This is a genomic window from Desulforamulus profundi, from assembly GCF_002607855.1.
In genome coordinates, this window is sequence record NZ_AWQQ01000049.1 from 19,966 (window position 1) to 38,424 (window position 18,459).

18 protein-coding genes and 2 pseudogenes are annotated in these 18,459 nt (G+C 53.0%); 7 read left to right on the top strand and 13 right to left on the bottom strand.

Annotation, left to right across the window (positions count from 1 at the left end; translation table 11 throughout):
• Position 1 precedes the first annotated feature (1 nt).
• From P378_RS08450 to P378_RS08460, 3 genes are all read right to left on the bottom strand, one after another.
• Complete coding sequence (locus P378_RS08450) at positions 2-1,639, bottom strand: hypothetical protein (RefSeq protein WP_099082939.1); 1,638 nt, start codon at positions 1,637-1,639, stop codon at positions 2-4.
• 17 nt (positions 1,640-1,656) lie between these two features.
• Positions 1,657-3,042, bottom strand: coding sequence for a DUF499 domain-containing protein (locus P378_RS08455; RefSeq protein WP_099082940.1), 1,386 nt, complete (start codon positions 3,040-3,042; stop codon positions 1,657-1,659).
• Between the two features lie 210 nt (positions 3,043-3,252).
• Positions 3,253-3,441: a D-Ala-D-Ala carboxypeptidase family metallohydrolase gene (locus P378_RS08460; protein ID WP_238473047.1), complete on the bottom strand. Its 189-nt coding sequence runs from the start codon at positions 3,439-3,441 to the stop codon at positions 3,253-3,255.
• 130 nt (positions 3,442-3,571) lie between these two features.
• On the opposite strand from P378_RS08460, the gene P378_RS08465 reads away from it, so the two are divergent.
• The 7 genes from P378_RS08465 (at position 3,572) to P378_RS08495 (ending at position 8,125) form a co-directional block, all read left to right on the top strand.
• Complete coding sequence (locus tag P378_RS08465; protein ID WP_073234029.1) at positions 3,572-4,156, top strand: phosphatase PAP2 family protein; 585 nt, start codon at positions 3,572-3,574, stop codon at positions 4,154-4,156.
• Positions 4,157-4,170: 14 nt separating this feature from the next.
• Positions 4,171-4,713, top strand: coding sequence for an RNA polymerase sigma factor (locus P378_RS08470; RefSeq protein WP_073234027.1), 543 nt, complete (start codon positions 4,171-4,173; stop codon positions 4,711-4,713).
• A 1-nt stretch (position 4,714) separates the two neighbouring features.
• Positions 4,715-5,230 carry an anti-sigma factor family protein gene (locus tag P378_RS08475; RefSeq protein WP_073234025.1) on the top strand — a complete coding sequence of 172 codons (516 nt, stop codon included), beginning with the start codon at positions 4,715-4,717 and terminating at the stop codon, positions 5,228-5,230.
• Complete coding sequence (locus P378_RS08480; RefSeq protein WP_073234023.1) at positions 5,227-6,054, top strand: hypothetical protein; 828 nt, start codon at positions 5,227-5,229, stop codon at positions 6,052-6,054. Before P378_RS08475 ends, P378_RS08480 begins: the two co-directional genes overlap by 4 nt.
• 231 nt (positions 6,055-6,285) lie before the next feature.
• The gene (locus tag P378_RS08485; RefSeq protein WP_238473048.1) at positions 6,286-7,344 is read left to right on the top strand and encodes a phosphatase PAP2 family protein; all 1,059 of its coding nucleotides are present in this window, start codon (positions 6,286-6,288) and stop codon (positions 7,342-7,344) included.
• 40 nt (positions 7,345-7,384) lie between these two features.
• Positions 7,385-7,777 (top strand): YkvA family protein, encoded by a 393-nt coding sequence (locus tag P378_RS08490; RefSeq protein WP_099083002.1) that lies wholly within the window; start codon positions 7,385-7,387, stop codon positions 7,775-7,777.
• A 51-nt stretch (positions 7,778-7,828) separates the two neighbouring features.
• The gene (locus P378_RS08495) at positions 7,829-8,125 is read left to right on the top strand and encodes a glycerate kinase (protein ID WP_099082943.1); all 297 of its coding nucleotides are present in this window, start codon (positions 7,829-7,831) and stop codon (positions 8,123-8,125) included.
• On the opposite strand, the gene P378_RS08500 is transcribed toward P378_RS08495, so the two are convergent.
• From P378_RS08500 to P378_RS08545, 10 genes and pseudogenes are all read right to left on the bottom strand, one after another.
• Positions 8,115-8,972: a damage-control phosphatase ARMT1 family protein gene (locus P378_RS08500; protein WP_099082944.1), complete on the bottom strand. Its 858-nt coding sequence runs from the start codon at positions 8,970-8,972 to the stop codon at positions 8,115-8,117. The genes P378_RS08495 and P378_RS08500 overlap by 11 nt on opposite strands.
• Positions 8,973-9,089: 117 nt before the next feature.
• Positions 9,090-10,330 (bottom strand): annotated as a pseudogene (locus tag P378_RS08505) (methionine gamma-lyase family protein).
• 41 nt (positions 10,331-10,371) lie between these two features.
• Positions 10,372-11,316 (bottom strand): AAA family ATPase, encoded by a 945-nt coding sequence (locus tag P378_RS08510; RefSeq protein ID WP_180261034.1) that lies wholly within the window; start codon positions 11,314-11,316, stop codon positions 10,372-10,374.
• 127 nt (positions 11,317-11,443) lie between these two features.
• The gene (hfq, locus tag P378_RS08515; RefSeq protein WP_073234805.1) at positions 11,444-11,686 is read right to left on the bottom strand and encodes an RNA chaperone Hfq; all 243 of its coding nucleotides are present in this window, start codon (positions 11,684-11,686) and stop codon (positions 11,444-11,446) included.
• Between the two features lie 51 nt (positions 11,687-11,737).
• Entirely contained in the window at positions 11,738-12,685 is a 948-nt protein-coding gene (miaA, locus tag P378_RS08520; RefSeq protein WP_099082945.1) for a tRNA (adenosine(37)-N6)-dimethylallyltransferase MiaA, read from the bottom strand.
• A 2-nt stretch (positions 12,686-12,687) separates the two neighbouring features.
• Entirely contained in the window at positions 12,688-13,125 is a 438-nt protein-coding gene (locus P378_RS23505; RefSeq protein ID WP_338013875.1) for a class I SAM-dependent methyltransferase, read from the bottom strand.
• Entirely contained in the window at positions 13,050-13,481 is a 432-nt protein-coding gene (locus tag P378_RS23510) for a hypothetical protein (protein WP_338013876.1), read from the bottom strand. Before P378_RS23510 ends, P378_RS23505 begins: the two co-directional genes overlap by 76 nt.
• Positions 13,478-15,393, bottom strand: a pseudogene (mutL, locus tag P378_RS08535) (DNA mismatch repair endonuclease MutL). Before mutL ends, P378_RS23510 begins: the two are co-directional and overlap by 4 nt.
• 10 nt (positions 15,394-15,403) lie before the next feature.
• Positions 15,404-16,759 (bottom strand): histone deacetylase family protein, encoded by a 1,356-nt coding sequence (locus tag P378_RS08540; protein WP_099082948.1) that lies wholly within the window; start codon positions 16,757-16,759, stop codon positions 15,404-15,406.
• Positions 16,756-18,438 (bottom strand): hydantoinase/oxoprolinase family protein, encoded by a 1,683-nt coding sequence (locus tag P378_RS08545; protein WP_099082949.1) that lies wholly within the window; start codon positions 18,436-18,438, stop codon positions 16,756-16,758. The genes P378_RS08540 and P378_RS08545 overlap by 4 nt, the downstream gene beginning before the upstream one ends.
• Positions 18,439-18,459 lie beyond the last annotated feature (21 nt).

Genomic DNA, 18,459 nt, shown 5'->3' on the forward strand with positions numbered 1-18,459 from the left:
ACTATTCATCCTTTGTCTCTTTAGCCTCAATTTCTATTTTTTCCACTTTAAAGGTATTGAGCGATTCATTCATCTTGGCCAGCTCTTCCCCCTGCGGAGAAACCGGTTCGGGATACTCAAAGGTCAGCCTGGTTTCCACATAAGTTTCCCTGGCTGATTTGGCCAGCCGCTCGGTAAAGTTCTTTACTTCCCGGTAATTTTGCCAGCCACCGCTAAATTTCAACTCCAGGCTGCCATCGGGTAGTTCCACTGTAAAGTCCTGCTCAATAACCGGATTTTGCTTCTGGTATTGGGGCAGCATCAAGGCTACCGCCTGGACGGACTTAATATCTTTTAATTTAATGGTGAGGCTGGCCAATGCCTCAACCTTTTCCTTTTCGCAGAGGTCCCTTAAATCTGCAAAGGCTTTGTTGGGGACCCCGGCAGCCACCAGAGGCTTTTTCTCATGGAAGTACCCCTCACCCCCACCGGAATTAAGACAAACACAGGGGTTTTGGCCGCAGAGAGGACACACCTGTTTGGGAGGTTTGGGGCCCGTCGTACCGCCGCCTCCGGTCGCCGGTTGGGCTGGTTTTGGCCTTTCCAGGATGCCGTCTCGTAACGCCTTTTCTCTGGTATAGAGCTTATGGCCGGGGGTTAATTGTACCATTAAGCCAGCGGCATTATCCCGGGTAAAGGCCTTCTGGCCGTTATAATAAACCCACAGGCCCTTTTGCACGCCCTCTTTAATAGTTTCTTTCACCTGTTCCGGATCAAACAGGATGGGCAATACCCGCTTCTGGCAGAAAGCCTGCCGGAATTCCTCGGTGGTCATTTCTTCTTTGGTGCCGGTCCAAATCTTGCTCTGGGCGTAGGCTGCCGCCAGGGGTTTGTCCTGGGAGGTCAGGGTCTTGCCCAGTTCCGATAATACCTGCAGCAGCAAGTCCTGCTGGTTGGTATTATTGATTTGACCCACATCCTGGGGTGGCAGCACATGCTGGGCCAGGCCGGCCACCGCACCGGCCTCTCCGCTGGGATAGAACAGGTGCCGGTAGGCCGAAGCCACCCGGACTTTCAGGTCCAGCTCGGCGGCCGCCGCCCGGTTTTTCAATTCCTCTCGCTGCTCTTTGGTAAAGTCCTTGAGCCTTTCTTTATCGGTTAAGGCCGCCAGGGCTTTGTACTTGCGGGCTTGTTCGATCATCGGGGCTACTTCGTTGGCGTTGGCCACCAGAAAAATCAAGTTATTTTGGTTTATGCGGAAGGCCTGCTGTGCACCGGCCTTCTGGTAAATGCGGTCCACCAGCACCGGCGGATCATCATAAGCCTGGCTCTGGCTGGCATTGACCGTTTCACTGTCAAAATGTATAATCACCAGTTTAGGCTTGCCGGTATCATCGTCCACACTTTCCGGCCCTTCAGGAAAGAAAACCGGTTTGAAATGCTTTTCAGCGTAATAGTTTTTAATGCGGGCAGCCAGTTCCTGTTTAGCCACTGCCTTGGTGTAGTTGTCGGTTTCGTCGGCGACTATTTTGTTGATGGACGGTTCGGTTTTAAACCGGTAGCGGGCCCCGTCAAACTCCATATACCAGCAGGTTTTTTCCAGGTCTGTTAGGGCTTTGCTGATAAATTGGTAATCCAGCCCCGGCTGCCCAACCGCCAAATTTAATAAAGCCGGTTCTACACCGGAGGCAACGCCTGGGTGATGCTATGCAGAAAAACCGTTTGGGCCACCCGTTTACCCAAGGGAGGCTTGTCTTTGGACAGCCAGTCCTGGTCGATTTCCTGGACGTGGGTATCTTGCTTTTCACTAAATATATCTGCTTCAATGACGGAAGTAAAGGCATCCCGCCCCAAACGGCTGGTCAGATCGTCCCGAATGATTGGCACTGCCAGTTCCACATGATGGGGGTGGATCAGATATGTATCCGCTTCCTTTTGTTGCCAGAGGTTTAGAATTACGCTGGCCAGGAGACGCAGGGCACCCCTGGTTTTTTGAAAATTTTGGATAGTAGCTGTCTTTCGGTTCAGGGTATCCAGCAGTTCAGGGTGGAAGGGGTAACTGCGGCATAACTCGTCTTTATATTCTACCCGCATAGCCTTTTGTGGCAGTGCCACTCCTTGTTCATGGGCCTTACGATAATAGTCAAAAAACTCCTGCGCCACTGCTGCACCGGCACTTTCATCCACCCGGGTAAAGAGGCGACGTTTAACAATGGCGGCAATCTCGGTCTCCGCAGTGGGCCGCAGTACCTTTTCCAAGCGGGCGGAAACCCGGGAGGTTTCCCGTAAAGCAGTCTTCAAATCCTCGGTTTCGGAGGCATAGGCATCACTGGTTTCCGCCAGTGTATAAACCACCACTACCCTTTCCTTGCTGGCAGCAAACTCCAGAAGGGTGTGCATAAAGGCCACAGTCTGCCCCGCCAGGGTATCCTGACCCACCATTTTTCCATTGGCGGCCCGGTAATAGCGGGCAATTTCATCAATCATAATTAAGGTGGGCCGGTTGCCGATTAATTTTTCTAACCGCTGGGTACCGGGAGCGATACCTGAGCGATCGTTTTCTTCCATAATTTTATAACCGGTGGGTCCTGCCAGTTGGTAGGCAATCTCCCCCCACATGGTGTAGGTAACGATGCCGTCAGCATGCTCTATACCACTCTGGGGATCCAGGTCGCTGCCCACCACAGCGGCTACATCGGTTGCGTTGTTGGGTATAACCCCCGGATCAGCCAGTTGTTCTATGCCTTGTATGTTCCGCCCTTGCCTGGCCAAATGGTACAAAGCAATCAGGCTATGGGTTTTACCACCACCAAAAGATGTTTCCAGCCGAATGATAGGGTTATTGCTGGAACGAACTCCGCTGAGGCGGCCAAATACTTCTTCTATTAACGTGGTAAGGCCACCGGTGGGAAAGGTTTGGGCAAAGAATTTTTCCGGGTTTCCGTAAACATCCGGAGCTTTGTTATGCATCACGTCGGATAGTTTGGCAGCAAAAATGTCTGCCTCCACCCGCCCTTCCAGTACCTCCTGGCGGGGTTGGCAAGTTTGAAAAAACGTTTCCATTTGACCACTCCTGTTACCAATTATTGCCAATTGATTTGACTGGACAATTGACACTTGTTGATGTTTTTATTATTCTGCATGTTGTTTGTGATACCTGTATGAGCGTTAAAATGTTTTAAGCATCATTTCTTTGCAGGTTTTTGATTTAATTCAGTTTGTCGGTAACAAAAAAACCAACCCACTGACGTGAAAGTTGGTTTGAAATGATTTTTATTTTACCCCTGCCACTTGGCCCGCCAGCTCCGCACGTCCACATGGACAAAACCCTGCTGCTGGTAAAGCCGATGCCGTCAAACCCGCCTGCTCCGCCAGGCTGGCTGCTTCTTCAGCCGCCAAACCAAGCACCCGGATGTCCGCCGCCATGCCTTTTAAATGGTAAGAATTAGCGGCACCGCCCACCGCCCGGTTGTGGGCCGGGCAGCGGTAGCCGTTAAAATCAATAAGATTTTGCGTTTTTTTATATCTCCGCGAACTTTTGGAGCTTGATTTGTCTCTTTATAAGTGGAATAAATGAAAGGAGGTTGATCAAATGAGTTTCGATTACCATCTCTTTGTCCAAATCAACAGCCTGGCGGGTCATGTCCACCTACTGGACGTTTTCATGCTGGCATTTACCAGGTGGGGATTTCTCCTCTATGGTCTGGCCCTGGCAGCCCTGTGGTTCCAGAGGACCCGGCCCGAGCAAAGGGGCCTCCGCCGCAAAGGGGTGCTGAAAGTATGCTTTAGCGCCGCCATCGCCCTGGGGCTGAACCAACTCATTGGCCTGCTTTACTTTCGGCCCAGACCCTTTGCCACCCATGAGGTGACTCTGCTGCTGGATCGGTCCCCGGATCCCTCTTTTCCCAGTGACCATGCCACCGGGGCATCTTCGGTGAACGCCAGCATCATGAGGGTCCATAAAGGTTGGGGCATACTATTGACACCCCTATCCCTAATTATAATCTTTTCCAGGGTCTATTGCGGGACCCATTACCCCCTTGACGTTGTGGGAGGAGTTGCCACCGGTCTTTTAGGAAGTCATCTGGCCAACAAACTTTGGCCCTATATGGACGGCACAGCCGATAAAGTGATTGCCCTAGTGGAAGGTTTCACCCGTAGGTCTGCCGGGGTCTAAGGGAGGTTTACCCGTTGGTCGAAGTTTCACTTATCGAGCAGCTACAACGGGGCGATATAAAAGCCTTTGAAAAGCTGGTAGAGAGCACCCGGCAGCGGGGGTTGAATATTGCCTACGGTATTTTGCAGGACCCGCAGGATGCTGAGGAGATTCTGCAGGAGGCTTACTTACAGGTTTATCATCATATCGGGCAACTGAAGGCACCGGAAACCTTTCGAAGCTGGTTTGGCAAAATTGTCACCCACCTGGCCTTGCGGCGTGCCAAAGAAAAGGGGCGGTTTAAAACCATCCCTTTGGAAGACTTGCCTGCGGCAGGGTGCAGCATAACCGAGGGTCCGGAATACTTCCTCTTAAAAAAGGAGAAGCAGGTACACGTGGCCCAAACCCTGAAAACTCTCCCGGACGAGTACCGGGCGGCCCTGATCCTCCGGGAATGGGAGGATTATTCCTACCAGGAAATTAGCGAGGTATTGGACATCCCACTGGGAACGGTAAAGTCCCGGATTTACTGTGCCCGCAAACTGTTGTCGAAGAAATTAATCGAAGGAGGCTGCTAAAATGGTCGATGTCATGTGCTGCGAAGAAAATGTATCGGCCTACCTGGACGGGGAACTGCCCCCGGAGGAAGCCCTGGCCTTTGAACAACATCTCCGCTCCTGTGCCCGCTGCCGGGAGTCCCTAAACCAACTACAAGCTCTGTCCGGGGCTGTTCAGGCACTCCCCCGCCCGTCGGTGAACCCTTGGCTTACGGCGCAAATTATGGACCGCCTGCAGGCAAGTCAAACCGTCAGCGACCTGCCCTTAACCCGGCTGCTCCGCTCCTGGGGGCTCTTGAGCCTTCTGGCCTTTGGAGCGTTGTTTGTTCTCTTTGGCCCTGTCATACTGGGTTTTTTCTCGGTGGTGGTAAAGGATTTCTTCCTCCTTGCCTCCCTGGTGGTAAAAATCAGCCGCCAGGTGCCTCCGGGGGCCGTTAACGGCGTGACGGGTTTGGCGCTGCTGGCAGGAGCGTTGGTTGCGTTTTATGGTTTTGGACGTATTTATGCCACTTTGTCCCAGGAGGAGTTGATTTCATGAAGCAAGTCTTGATGGTTTTAGTAACGCTATTATTTTTATCGGGAACCCACGCTGCCCCTGCCCGGGCCGATGAGCCCTTTTATCACCTGAACCGAGTTGTGCAGGAAGGGCAGCGGGTGGAAAATGTTTTTCTTTATGGGGAAGACGGTATTATCGCCGGGGTGGTGGAGGATGAAGTGGTTGTCATTAACGGCAACCTGACCCTGACCAAAACCGCCCGCATCCAGGATCGGATTTTTCTTATCGGAGGGCAGTTGAACCAGGAGCCGGGGGCCGCTGTCGGCAAGGGCATCTTTCACATTAACCTGGCCAATGAAAATCTCAACAGTCTGCTGCTGGGGGCCGGGGCCTTTGTGCTGCTGGAACTGGCGAAGCTGGCCCTGGCCCTGTATGTTTTCCTGGCCAGTCTGATTTCTCTCTTTGTCCTAAAAAACCGAATGAACCGGGCCAAAGGCGCTCTACAGAGCGGCACCGTCAAAGTGGGCCTCCTGGGCTTCTTTGGTGCTCTTGGTCTGGGGCTGGTTTTCCTGGCCCTGGTGGTAACCGTCTGGGGCATCCCGTTGGCTCTTTTGCTGGGGCTTTTGCTTTTGGCCCTGCTGCCGGTGGGGCTCTCGGCTTTAAGCCTTCTCACCGGAGAGCTGCTGTTAAAAAATTTTGCCTGGGGCCAGAAGCCCCTTTACCAAGTTCTCATCGGGTCTTTGTTCTTGGTGGCCCTTTTTAATTTCCCGGTCCTGGGTGTCCTCTGGGGCATCCTGGTCCTGGTCTTTGCCCTGGGCGCGGTGGCCGCCAGTCTGCTGCCTGGGAAGGGGGATCATCATGCTTAGCCAGTGGCTGCATTACGCGGCGGAGACCTTCCTGGTTTACGGACCCTTCGGGTTATTTTTGTTGGCCTTTGCAGAATCCTCCTTTTTTCCGGTGCCGCCGGATGTCTTGCTGATCGCCATGTCCCTACAGGAGCCAAGACTGGCTCCGTGGTATGCCCTGGTGACCACCGTTGGCTCGGTCCTGGAGGAGTCTTTGGCTATTTCATTGGCACCAAGGCTGGCCGACCCCTCTTGGACCGCTGGGTGGCCCACGAAAGGATACGGAAAATGGAGAAACTGTTCCACCGCTACGGCGGCTGGGCAGTGGCCATCGCCGGTTTTACTCCCATTCCCTACAAGGTGTTTACCATTGGTGCCGGGCTGTTCCGTATTAACAAAGGGGTGTTCCTCCTGGCTTCCCTCCTTAGCCGGGGTGCCCGCTTCTTTTTGGAGGGTTTTCTTATCTATTTCCTGGGGTCTGCGGCCAATACCCTGCTTAGCTCCTATTTGGAAATCATCACCATCTCCGTCACTGTCCTCATTCTCCTTTTGTACCTGGTTTTTCGGCATACTAAAACGGTAAACTATTTTCAAACGCTGTGGCTTTCCTTGAGGAAGAAAGTGGAAGAATTTTATAAAAAGAAAATCTCGCCCCTGGGGGCCTTTGGGAACTTTTTAGTCGTAGGTTTGGCGCTGGGTGTTGGCTTTATGCTGCTCTTTGCCAAGCTGGCAGAGGATTTGCTGGATAATGAATTAAAACTTTTTGATCAGATCGTCATTGGGATTGTGCATACCCTCCAGGGCCCCGTCATGACTACGGTGATGAAGGTCATTACCAACATAGGTTCCCCGCCGGTGATGATCGGCTTTGCACTCGTGGCGGTTGTGCTGTTGTTGGTGAAAAAACATATCTGGGACGCCACGATGGTGGGGACGGCTCTAGCAGGTAGCTGGCTCATGAACGAATTGTTAAAAGGGCTTTTTCAACGCACTCGTCCTGACGCGGCTCGTTTAGTGGAGGTAACCGGGTACAGTTTTCCCAGCGGTCACGCGATGGTATCCTTTGCTTTGTATGGTATGCTGGCCTACCTCATTTGGATTAATTTAACGTCCGGCTGCCTTAGAACGGTTTCAACCCTTGCCTTTGCCTTACTGGTGGTGGCCATCGGTATAAGCCGGATTTACCTGGGGGTCCATTACCCCAGCGATGTGCTGGCGGGTTTTGCCGCCGGAGGCTTTTGGTTGGTGGGGTGCATCCTGGGACTGCAAACCATTCGGTACTACAAAGGAAAGCAGCCTCCGCCCAGGTAACGATACTGCCGATGAAAGAAGGAGGTGTCCTTTGCCAGATATGACCACAATGGGACAATGGAAGCAACAAGCAAAAAAGATAAAAAGAGACGTATATGCCCTGTACTTTGCCTATCGGGACCAGCGGGTTCCCTGGTATGCAAAAGTATTTATCGCCTGTGTGGTGGCCTATGCCTTTAGCCCCATCGACCTGGTGCCGGATTTTATTCCCGTACTGGGATACCTGGACGACCTGGTTTTAATCCCCCTGGGAGTAGCCCTGGCTCTAAAGATGATTCCCGCTCCCGTGATGGAAGAATCCCGGGATAAGGCAGAACGCCTATTGAAAGAGAAGCCGAAAAACTGGGTGGCAGGGGCTATTATTCTTCTGATCTGGGTTTCTTTGTTGGCCTTGATTCTCGCCTGGGTTACTAAATTTGCGAAATTTGCTTGATCTCCCCGGGGGTTATGCAACTGCATACTTTTTCCTGTAAGAGGTGAAAACATGCGTAGAGTTATCGTAGCTCCCGACTCTTTTAAGGAAAGCCTGGATGCCGTGGCAGTGGCCAAACATATAGCATCCGGGATCAAAAGAGTTTTTGCGGAAGCCGAGGTTGTTGAGGTTCCCCTTTCCGACGGTGGTGAAGGTCTGGTAGACACCCTGGTGGCGGCCACCAACGGAAAGATTGCCACCCGCTTGGTAACCGGTCCCCTTGGGTATCCGGTGGAGGCCGCCTACGGTTTACTCGGGGACGGGGAAACGGCGGTAAGTGAAGTAGAATCTTCAGATTTCACCTTGTGAAAAATACGACGTCGCCGAAATTTGCCCCTGCTACTTTGGCGACACATTCACATTTTATTTTTAGCAGGAAAAAAATCCGCCCTTCAGCCATCTCTTCATGCTCCAGGGACTCGAAGTTGGCCTGGCCTTTTGATATAACCAGGCCTGATTCCTTCAGCAGCCTTCCAACCTCTCCGGATACCTTTTGCATGGGCACACCGAGATAGTTCGACCCTGTGGTTATAACCCTCGCTGCTTTATCCATGCCTACCTGTATAGCGTCTTCCATTGTAGCGTCATTTAACACGGGGCCGCCTTTAACAATATAGGTGACCTTTTTCCCCATGAATGACAGTTCTTCTACCAGCAGCTTGTCGAAAACTATTTCGCCGGCATTGTCTCCCACGATAACTATCTCATCTTCTTTATCCAGCTTATTAAAAAACATGCCGAAATCATCTTTTGAAAAGCCCGCATCCAGGCTATGCTTTAAACTGGCATTTATATCGAAACTTCTATTGATGCCCAGGTCTATTACATTGCCGGAAGCAGATATTTTCAGGGCATCATGGAGCCTGTTTTGGGATCTTTTCAAGAAATCCTTCAATAGGGGGTACCATTCCAGGGCCAGGAGATTTGATTTTTTCTTAACCTCTTTGAAAGGGTCATCACTATTTATCAGTTTATATACTTTTAGCAGAATTTCCGTTGAATTTTCCGCCGGTGTCCTCTTGCGGTCCATGCTTTTGATATCGTCCATAAGATCAAATAAAATTCCATACTGCCTGTCCTCGTCTATTCCGGCAATGCTCATACAGGTGACTGCCTGTTTGAGATAGCAGTGAACACAGTCAACAAAGGATTGCATGACGGTACCCTCCATTTTATGCCATCATTATACAGTTTAACACAGATTGGAAAACCCCATTATTACACTTTAATTGAACAATGCTGAAAAGTAAACCCCTCTTAGTTCAGCGATTCTCTATTTTACCTCCAGCACGTTCTTGGCCGCGTTAATGACACCAATGCGCACGTATTCCTTGGATAAGCCGCCCTGCAGGTAAACTGCGTAGGGTTCCCTCAGGGGAGCATCAGCGCTTAGTTCCAAGGAAGCGCCCTGGACAAAGGTGCCGGCAGCCATGATTACGTCATCTTCGTAGCCGGGCATGTAATCCGGCTCCGGCAGGGCGTGGGCGTCAATAGGGGAAGCCGCTTGAATGCCCCGGCAGAAGGCGACAAGTCTCTGCGGCGTTTCCAGGGCAATGGATTGAATGATATCCGACCTGGGTTCATCGTAGGCGGGCGAAACTTTGAAGCCAGTCTATCAAATAACCGGGCGGCAAACACCGCTCCCTTGAGGGCTTCGGCCACGATGTGCGGCGCCATGAAGATGCCTTGAAACAGCAGCCGCTGGTGTCCCAGGGACGGCCCCACCTCAGCCCCGATTCCCGGGGCTGTCCAGCGGTTGGCGGCCATCTCCACCAGTTCCCGGCGCCCCACCACATAGCCCCCGGTGGGAGCCAGGCCGCCGCCGGGGTTTTTAATCAATGAACCGGCGATCAAATCCGCGCCAACCGCCGGCGGCTCTGCGGTGTCCACCAGTTCACCGTAGCAGTTGTCGACAAACACCAAGGCCCGGGGAGCATGGGTTTTGATAAAAGACACCAGCCTTTTTAACTCCTCCAGGGTGAGGGCGGGGCGCCAGGCATAACCCCGGGAACGCTGCACCAGCACCACTTTGGTCCCAGGAGACAGTGCTCCCTGTACAGCTTGCCAGTCCAGGGTGCCCTCGGGAGTCAACTCGACTTGGTTGTAGCCGACTCCCAGGTCCTTTAGGGATCCGGGGGCATTGCCTCTTTTGCCGATTAACTCTTCCAGGGTATCATAGGGAGAACCCTGAACGGCCAGCAGTTCATCGCCGGGGCGCAGCAGGCCAAACAAGGCGATGGCAATGGCATGGGTGCCTGATACAATCTGTCCCCTGACCAGGGCTGCCTCTGCCCCAAAAACATGTGCATAGATTTTTTCCAGGGCTTCCCTGCCGGCATCGTTATAGCCGTAGCCGGTGGAGCCTTTGAGATGATAGTCCGACGTTCGGGCCAGGTGAAAACCTTCCAATACCCGGGCATGATTCACCATGGCCCTGGCTTCGATTTCACGGTAAACCGGCTGCACTTCCGTTTCTACTTCGTTTGCAAGCATGTCCAATTGATCGAGACGCATTATTTCCTCCGGTATTGCAATTATTGATGGCTCTGGAGGTATTATATTTCCTCCAGAGCCTCTGTCAAGTCTTCTTTATGAATGGCCATCAAGTCTTCCCTGGAAATGTTTTTTCTACCCACCAGGCGCACCGCCTGGTGGCGCATGGCCCGCTCAATCAAGTTGCGGACCAGCCTGGCGTTGCCGCTGTGTTCATGCTTCCGTGTTTGGTTTTGCAGGATTTTGTTGAGCTCCTCCCGGGCCAGGGGGGCCAGCACATACTGGCGCTGCTTCAGCATCAAATCGGCGATCTCCATCAGCTCATCGAGGGAGTAGTCCGGAAAGGTGATGTGTATGGGGAAACGGGAGCGAAGCCCCGGGTTGCTTTCTAAAAAGTAATCCATTTCATCCTGGTACCCGGCTAAAATAATGATTAAATTGTCCTTATTGTTCTCCATGCTGGCCACCATGGAATCAATGGACTCCTTGCCGAAATCCTTCTCGCCACCTCTGGCCAGTGAGTACGCCTCATCGATAAAAAGGATCCCCCCGAGGGCTTTTTTAATTTGATCCCGGGTCTTGGCAGCGGTATGGCCGATATACTCCCCCACCAGATCCGCCCGCTCTACCTCAATGAGATGACCCTTGGGCAGTACACCAATTTCCTTAAATAACCGGCCGATGATTCTGGCCACGGTTGTTTTGCCGGTGCCGGGGTTCCCTTTGAAAATCATATGCAGCACCATGGGTTCGTAAATCAGCTTTTCTTTTTGCCTTAGTTTTTGGATTTCCACAAAGGCCTGAATTTCCTTCACCAGTTTCTTGACACTGGACAAGCCGATCAGTTGGTCCAGTTCACCCAGGATCTCCTGGGTGGCTTTTCTGTTCGCCTCCTCGTTACCCTGGGATTTCTCCAGCTGCGCAGGCTGCCTAGCGGTAAGAGGAGGTTTTCGGATCGGGCCGCTTGGTTTTGGTGGTTCAGGCCGGTTGGGCGGGTTTTGCCACATTCGTATCTTAACCAGGGGATTCACCTCCGGGCGAAAACAATAGGTTGTTACACATTATACGCTCGAAGGTTCAAATAGTGACCAAAAATCAAAAGCCCCTCCGTCGGGAGAGGCAATCAGTGTTTTATTACACAGGCTTATTTTCCGAAAAGGAGGTATTTACGGGACGAAGCGGACTGATTGTGGAAATGGCATGCTTGTAAACCATTAGTTGTTTACCGTCACTCTCCAGAATGACAGTAAAGTTATCAAAACCTTTCACCATACCCTTCAGTTGAAAACCATTAATGAGAAATATGGTTACCGGGATATTTTCCTTTCTTACTTGATTTAGAAAGGCATCTTGTAAATTAATCTGCGGTTTCGTCATGAGGGTTCCCTCCATTGGAAAATATTTTCTTTCTCTAATTTTAGTACTGTTCTACAAAGTTATTAATTCTCCTGCTATTTGTTTAGCAATTTCATTGGCAACTGCATTTTTATTGCTGTAGTCTTCCATATACAGCCAGTGAATTCGTTTATCGGCCTTAAACCAGGTAAGCTGTCGCTTGGCAAAGCGGCGGGTATTTCGTTTCAGGATCTCCACCGCCTCCTCCAGCGTACATTCTCCTTTGATGTACGCGATGATTTCCTTGTAGCCCAATCCCTGCAGCGCAGTGCCCCAGGCATCGTACCGCTGCATCAACTGCCTTACTTCCTCCACCAGGCCCCTTTGCAGCATCAGATCCACCCGTTGTTCAATTCTTCTATATAGTAATTGCCGATCCATGGTTAATCCAAACATTTTCAAACGGTACTTGGGCGTGATGTTTTGTTGGCTGTACTGGTACTCGGTGATGGATTTCCCGGTCTGGTAATACACTTCCAGGGCCCGGATGACCCGCCGGGTGTCATTGGGATGCAGCCGGGCAGCAGATGCCGGGTCCACTGCGGCCAGTTTTCTGTGCATTGCCTCGGCTCCCATTGTAGCCGCCTGTTGTTTTAGTTTTTCCCTCAACCCTTCGTCCCTGGGCGCCGGGGTAAAATCATAGTGATCAATCACCGAACGAACGTACAGTCCCGTGCCGCCCACCAGCAGCGGGAGGTTCCCCCTGCCGGTTATTTCCGTGATTAATTTTTCCGCGGCCGATTGATACATGGCCACGCTGAATTCTTCATCGGGGTTCACGATGTCGATCAAATGATGGGGAATGCCCTGCATTTCTTCCGGGGTGGGTTTGGCCGTGCCAACATCCATGCCCCGGTAAACCAGCATGGAATCGGCGGAAATCACCTCTCCCCTTACCATTTTGGCCAGCTCGATGGCGACGTCCGTTTTGCCGGAGGCAGTGGGACCTACGATAACCACTAAAGGTCTTAACTCCTTCACTTTTACGGCACCACCTTTTCAATAATGCCGTAGGCCACCGGAGAATACCTTCCTCCTTGGATGGTATGAAAGTTTAACCGTTGAAATTCCTCACTGGCCCGATTTTCTTTCATAACCACTCTCTTTCTGGCCACCCGGACCGCCTCGGCCACCGCTTCCTTTGTTAAAGGACTGTTGTTGGCCAGAGGACGCAGCGGGGCCATGGAACTGGACTTTTCCCTGGCAACCCGGAACATGGGGTCAAAATAAACCACGTCAAAGGAATCCGAGGGTAAGTTTTTAAGATAGGTCAAGTGATCGGCATGGACCACTTGAATTCTCCTCATGGCATTCAACAGTTCCGGCCTTTCACCGGTGTAGGTTTTTAAACCCCGTCGGACGATTTCCGCCACCGGAGCGGCATTCTCCAGGCCGATAACCGTCCCCCCGGGGCCCACCACATAACTGGCCACCAGGCATCTGCAGCCAGCCCCAGGGTGCAGTCCAGCAGGGAATCACCCTCCTCGAGATTCATTGCTCTAATCATTTGGTCAGTTTTCCCAGTCTGGATTTCCTTTATACGTAATTTGGCTAATCCTGGATGAAAAAACAACTCATTTCCATCAACAACTAAAGATAATTTATCCTGACGCACCAGCAGGATGATGTCCGCCCGACCTTGCTCCCGGAGAGCTGCCAGGGACTTCTTTTCCCGTCGTATGTAAGGAACATTCAACTGTCGGCTTAACTCCAGGGCTTTTTCCTCCAGTTCGTTGGCGCTGCGGATTCCTGTGGTGATAACGAGAGAACTCTTCATCGTTTGAACCTTTTATTCAGCTCCTCATGGGTAATTTGGATGAGGGTGGGCCTGCCATGGGGACAAGTAAAGGGCCTCCGGCAGCGGGCCAGCCCCTCCAGCAGAGCCTTCACCTCTGTGCCGCCCAGGTTCTTCCCCGCTTTCACCGCATCCCGGCAGGCCATGGCCGACGCCAACCGGTCGATCACCAGTCCCCTGTCCAGTTTATGGGAAGGACTTTCCTGCAGCCGGGCCAGCAGGTCCATGAAGGTTTCCCCGGGAGCCGCCAAAGCCTGGGCGGGAACCCCCCTTAACAAAAAAGTATCTCCACCGAAGTGTTCCAGTATAAACCCGATCTCATTAAAATCAATCACGTGCCGCACAACCAGTTGAGCCTCATGATGGGGTATTTCGAGGGTGACGGGCTCCAGCAGCATTTGGGACGGAACCTCCTGCTGCAGCAGGTCCAGGTATTTTTCATACAAAATCCTCTCATGGGCAGCGTGCTGGTCAATGATATATAAGCCGCCTTCACCGTAGGCCAGAACATAGGTGGGGGGCACCTGGCCGGCCGGTGTTAAAGTCGGAAAAAAGTCTCCGGTTGATAAGGACTTTTATTTTCAAAAACCCTGGGATGATGCAGGGTTTGGACCGGCCTATCCTTGCTCTCCGGAACCCTGACAATTCTTTGAGGTTCTTCCGGTTCCGGCGTTTCCCCGGTCTGAACAGGCAGAGAAAGACGCAGCTGCTCCTTGCTCTTGACAGGGGCAAATTGCTGCCCGGCCCTTGATTCATTTTGATGAGATCGGTGTTCCGGAACCTTTTCCAGGTGTTCATTTTCTGCGGGCTTTTCAGTTTGCCTTTGCTCACCGGAGGCAGCCTGTTCTTCCTCAGACCGGGTCTTTACCCTCCCTGGCAGGATCTTCCACAACCCGGTGATGGCCCCGGGTAAATCAAGGGGTTTGCTCAGAGCCTCCAGCAGTTCCTCCTGGACCTCCTTCTCTCTGGCCAGCCGTACTTCCATTTTTGTGGGATGAACATTCACATCCACCTGGGTGGGGTCGAGGGCCAAGTGCAGGATGGCAACAGGAAAGCGCCCGGCGGGGATTTGGGTTTGATAGGCCTGCTGTAAGACGGCAGAAACCAGCCCACTGCGAATGTACCTGCCGTTAATAAAGAAATTTTGATACTGCCGGGAGGCACGGGTCAACACAGGCTTGCTGATGAGCCCGGTCAGGGATAACAAACGCCCCTGGCAGTTGACCTCCAGCATGCTGCGCACGTTATCCGTCCCGAAGATGCCGGCAGCGGTATCCTTTAACGAACCGTTCCCGGGACTGGAAAAAAGAACTCTACCGCCGCTGCGCAGTTCAAAACGGACATCCGGTCTGGCCATGGCCAGTCTGGAAAGTAAGTCACTGATCTGACCGGTCTCGGCGGTGGCTGATTTGAGGAATTTCCTTCTGGCCGGGGTATTAAAAAAAAGGTCTCTTACCTCAACAGTGGTCCCAACGGGGCACCCGGCGGAGGAAATTTCTTTTACCTGCCCGGCCTCTATACGGACCACGGTGCCGCCCAGGTCACCTGCTGTTCTTGTAGTTAGCGTTACGCGGGCCACGGAAGCGATGCTTGGCAAGGCCTCGCCCCTAAACCCCAGGGTATGGATTTTATTTAAATCCTCGGCCCAGCGGATTTTACTGGTGGCGTGACGTTGAAAGCAGAGTTCGGCATCCCGGGCTGACATGCCGCAGCCGTTGTCGACCACTTTGATGGCAGCAATGCCGCCCTGGGTCAATTCTACGGTAATTCGATTTGCCCCTGCGTCCAGGCTGTTTTCTACCAATTCTTTGACAACCGACACCGGGCGCTCCACAACCTCTCCGGCTGCAATCTGGTTGGCCGTGGTTTCATCCAGTACTATGATGTTCCCCAAAATGTCACCCCTAACCGTCTGAACGAACCTCCTGGCGTTCCTCACGCCGGTACATCATGAAGGTGTCGGTGGATTTGTCCTGTAAGTATACATAATTAAAACGGTAGTCCTGCTTGAATTGTTCGTAGGCATCCCAGCCCTCTTCCTGACAATATTTGCAGGCTTGAATGGGCACGGTGATGGCCAGCACGTGGTAGCATTTGCCGTCGGGATGGTACGCCTGCGAGTCGATGGTCATATAACCGGGGCACTGGGCGCAAACCCGCACCTTTTCAACCTGTTTTTCTTCAATAAACTGGGTGTCGTAATAAATGGGTTTGGTGCGCTGGTAGTATTTGGCCCCGTTGGCCAGGGAAAACTTATCTACCTTATGACGGTTGGCCCAGATTTCCTGCAGTTCCTCCACCACCCTGTGAATTTCGGAGGTTACCCTGGGATTTTCTTTAAAACTGGCCGGGTTATATTCCGGCTCCAGGACAGAGGAATAATCCTTACCGGCCAGCGCCAGCAAAATGGCCAGGTTTACATAGGGCAAAGCGGTCTCAATGGCGTAGCCGCCCTCAAGGACAGCCAAATCCGGCTTTAGCTTTTCCGTCAGCCTGGCGTAGCCCTGGGCAGTGATGCGCATTTTACCCAGGGGATCGGTAAAGTGATTGTCCTGCCCGGCGGAATTCACCACGAGGTCCGGTTGAAAATCCGCCAGGATGGGAGAAATTAGGTGATCCATAACATAGTGGAGACCGGAATCCGTCACCCCGGGCGGCAGCGGTATGTTGATGGTGGACGCATAGGCGCCCGGCCCCCCCAACTCGTAGGTAAAACCGGTACCGGGATAAATGGTACGGCCGTCCTGGTGAAAGGAAATAAAGAGCACATCCGGGTCATGGTAGAAAATGTCCTGTGTCCCGTCACCGTGGTGGACGTCGGTGTCTACGATGGCGATTTTTTTCACCCCGTAGGTCCTTCTCAGGTACTCCACCAGCACCGCTTCATTATTAATATTGCAAAAACCCCGGTTGCCGTGGACCACCCGCATGGCGTGGTGCCCCGGCGGGCGAACCAAAGCAAAACCGTTCTTAATTTGTTTGGCCATAATTTTATCCCCCAGGTGCATGGCCGCCCCGGCTGCAATACGGTGGGCCTCCAGGACCTGGTCACTGACCGCCGGCACGCAAAAATGGACCCGGCAGATATCGTGTTCGGTGGCCAACCGAGGAGAATATTCTTCAATTTCCGGCAGATCCAGAATGCCTTCCTCAAACATCTGGTCCCGGGTGTAGAGCAGCCGCTCTTCACGCTCCGGGTGTGTGGCGGAAATGGCCCAGTCAAAGGCGGGAAAGAAAATAATGCCGGTCTTTTTCATCATTTCATCAACCTCCCCCCGGAACCGATGTGCCCTAAAATCCCCCTGGGTGTTTGCACCGAGATATGGTACAGTCTGCCGGTGGTTTGCCAGTCGCGAACAACATTAAAGACATCCCGGTTGGTGATTTCGATCTCCTGGACATATTCCAGCAGGTTCATTTTTTCCGCCCGCTTGATCAACCAGGATTTGGCCAACTCCACCGCTCCGATTTCATCCAGCTTGCCGGCCAGTTTCCCCTGGTGTCCCTCTTCTTCTACAATAAAAATCTGACGTTCGGTATCCGCCAGCAGGTTCACCTGCAGCGTAGGTCTGGCCACCGCCGCTCCGATGGCGTTGGCCACCGGCGCATAGGGAGGCAATATGGGCGTGCACCCCAAGCGGGCGGCGATTTGAGGCACGAAACCGGCAGCGCCGCCCCCCACCCCCACGACGTTTTGGGGGCGCAGCTTTTTCTTCTGCATCACTTCCCAAACCCGGTAAGCCGGCTCCTGCTCCCATTCCACAAACATCTGCTCGATTTCCGTTACCACCGTGTTAATCACCAGGCCGACAATGGTGTGAGCCACTTCCATGGGCCCCATGCCCACCGGGGCCCCCAGCCGGACCATGGCCTCACGGGCCCGGTCTTCATCGCCTATTTGTGTCATGCCCATAACCCGTAAAGCATCGGTAGGTGTAGGCAGCGGACCACCCAGGCAGTAGGCATGGCCCACCCGCTCCGAATAAATAATCAATTCCTTGCCTACCCGTTCCACCACACTGTCGCCGCCTACCGGCACCGAGTGAACGGACAGCGCCCGCACCTGGGTAAACCGGTCGCCGATTTTAGCACCCCGGGAAGCCAGCAGCGGCTGCCCGGAGAGAATTAAGGCCAGGTCGGTGGTGGTGCCGCCGATGTCCACCACCAGGGAGGTTTCCCCCGAGGGCGTCAGTGCCTGTACCCCCAGGGTACTGGCAGCAGGTCCGGAAAAAATGGTTTCCACCGGTACTTGTTCCGAGGCCGTCAGGGGCAGGGTGCCGCCGTCCGCCTTCAGGATGAACACACCGGCGCTGATGTCCCTGCGGGCCATGGCATCCCGCACAGCGTTGGCAAAATAATGGTACTTGTCGCTGGTGGCACAGGTCAGCACGGTATTGGCAATGCGGCGGGGAAAATTCAGTTTTCCGCCGGCCCGGTGCCCCATCTCCACCCGCCATTCGGGATGATGTTGCGTAATATATTGAGCCACCTGAAGTTCATGGGCATTGTTTCGGGTGGAAAATTTCCCTACCACGGCAACCCTTCGATATCCCTTGTCCTCCAGCCACTGAAGCGCTTTTGCCAGTTCAGATTCTTCCAGGGGAATGATTTCCCGGCCACGGTAATCAATGGCGCCGGTTAAGAAGAACACGTCGTCCTGTTTACGGAACTCCATGAATGTACGGCCGGGCCCGGGCAGCAAAAGCACACCCACCGGGTCGTATTTCTTCTCGGCGATCAGATTGGTAACAATGGTGGTACTAAAGACAACACGTTCAATCTTGTCACCGGGTATCCCCTTTAATAAGTTGTCCAGCGCATCCCCCAGTGACAGCAATAAATCTTCCTGGGTTTCCACCTTTGCGGTAGCACGAACAGCGTCGCCATCCAGCAGGACAGCATCCGTGCAGGTACCGCCAACATCAATGCCGATATACATGACGGGCCTCCTTACTTTTTC

Coding starts and splice junctions, on each gene's coding strand:
- P378_RS08455 (WP_099082940.1), bottom strand. CDS start 3,042: ATGGAAACGTTTTTTCAAACTTGCCAACCCCGCCAGGAGGTACTGGAA.
- P378_RS08465 (WP_073234029.1), top strand. CDS start 3,572: ATGAGTTTCGATTACCATCTCTTTGTCCAAATCAACAGCCTGGCGGGT.
- P378_RS08475 (WP_073234025.1), top strand. CDS start 4,715: ATGGTCGATGTCATGTGCTGCGAAGAAAATGTATCGGCCTACCTGGAC.
- P378_RS08480 (WP_073234023.1), top strand. CDS start 5,227: ATGAAGCAAGTCTTGATGGTTTTAGTAACGCTATTATTTTTATCGGGA.
- P378_RS08490 (WP_099083002.1), top strand. CDS start 7,385: ATGACCACAATGGGACAATGGAAGCAACAAGCAAAAAAGATAAAAAGA.
- P378_RS08495 (WP_099082943.1), top strand. CDS start 7,829: ATGCGTAGAGTTATCGTAGCTCCCGACTCTTTTAAGGAAAGCCTGGAT.
- P378_RS08500 (WP_099082944.1), bottom strand. CDS start 8,972: ATGCAATCCTTTGTTGACTGTGTTCACTGCTATCTCAAACAGGCAGTC.
- P378_RS08510 (WP_180261034.1), bottom strand. CDS start 11,316: ATGTGGCAAAACCCGCCCAACCGGCCTGAACCACCAAAACCAAGCGGC.
- hfq (WP_073234805.1), bottom strand. CDS start 11,686: ATGACGAAACCGCAGATTAATTTACAAGATGCCTTTCTAAATCAAGTA.
- P378_RS23510 (WP_338013876.1), bottom strand. CDS start 13,481: ATGAAGAGTTCTCTCGTTATCACCACAGGAATCCGCAGCGCCAACGAA.
- P378_RS08540 (WP_099082948.1), bottom strand. CDS start 16,759: ATGATGAAAAAGACCGGCATTATTTTCTTTCCCGCCTTTGACTGGGCC.
- P378_RS08545 (WP_099082949.1), bottom strand. CDS start 18,438: ATGTATATCGGCATTGATGTTGGCGGTACCTGCACGGATGCTGTCCTG.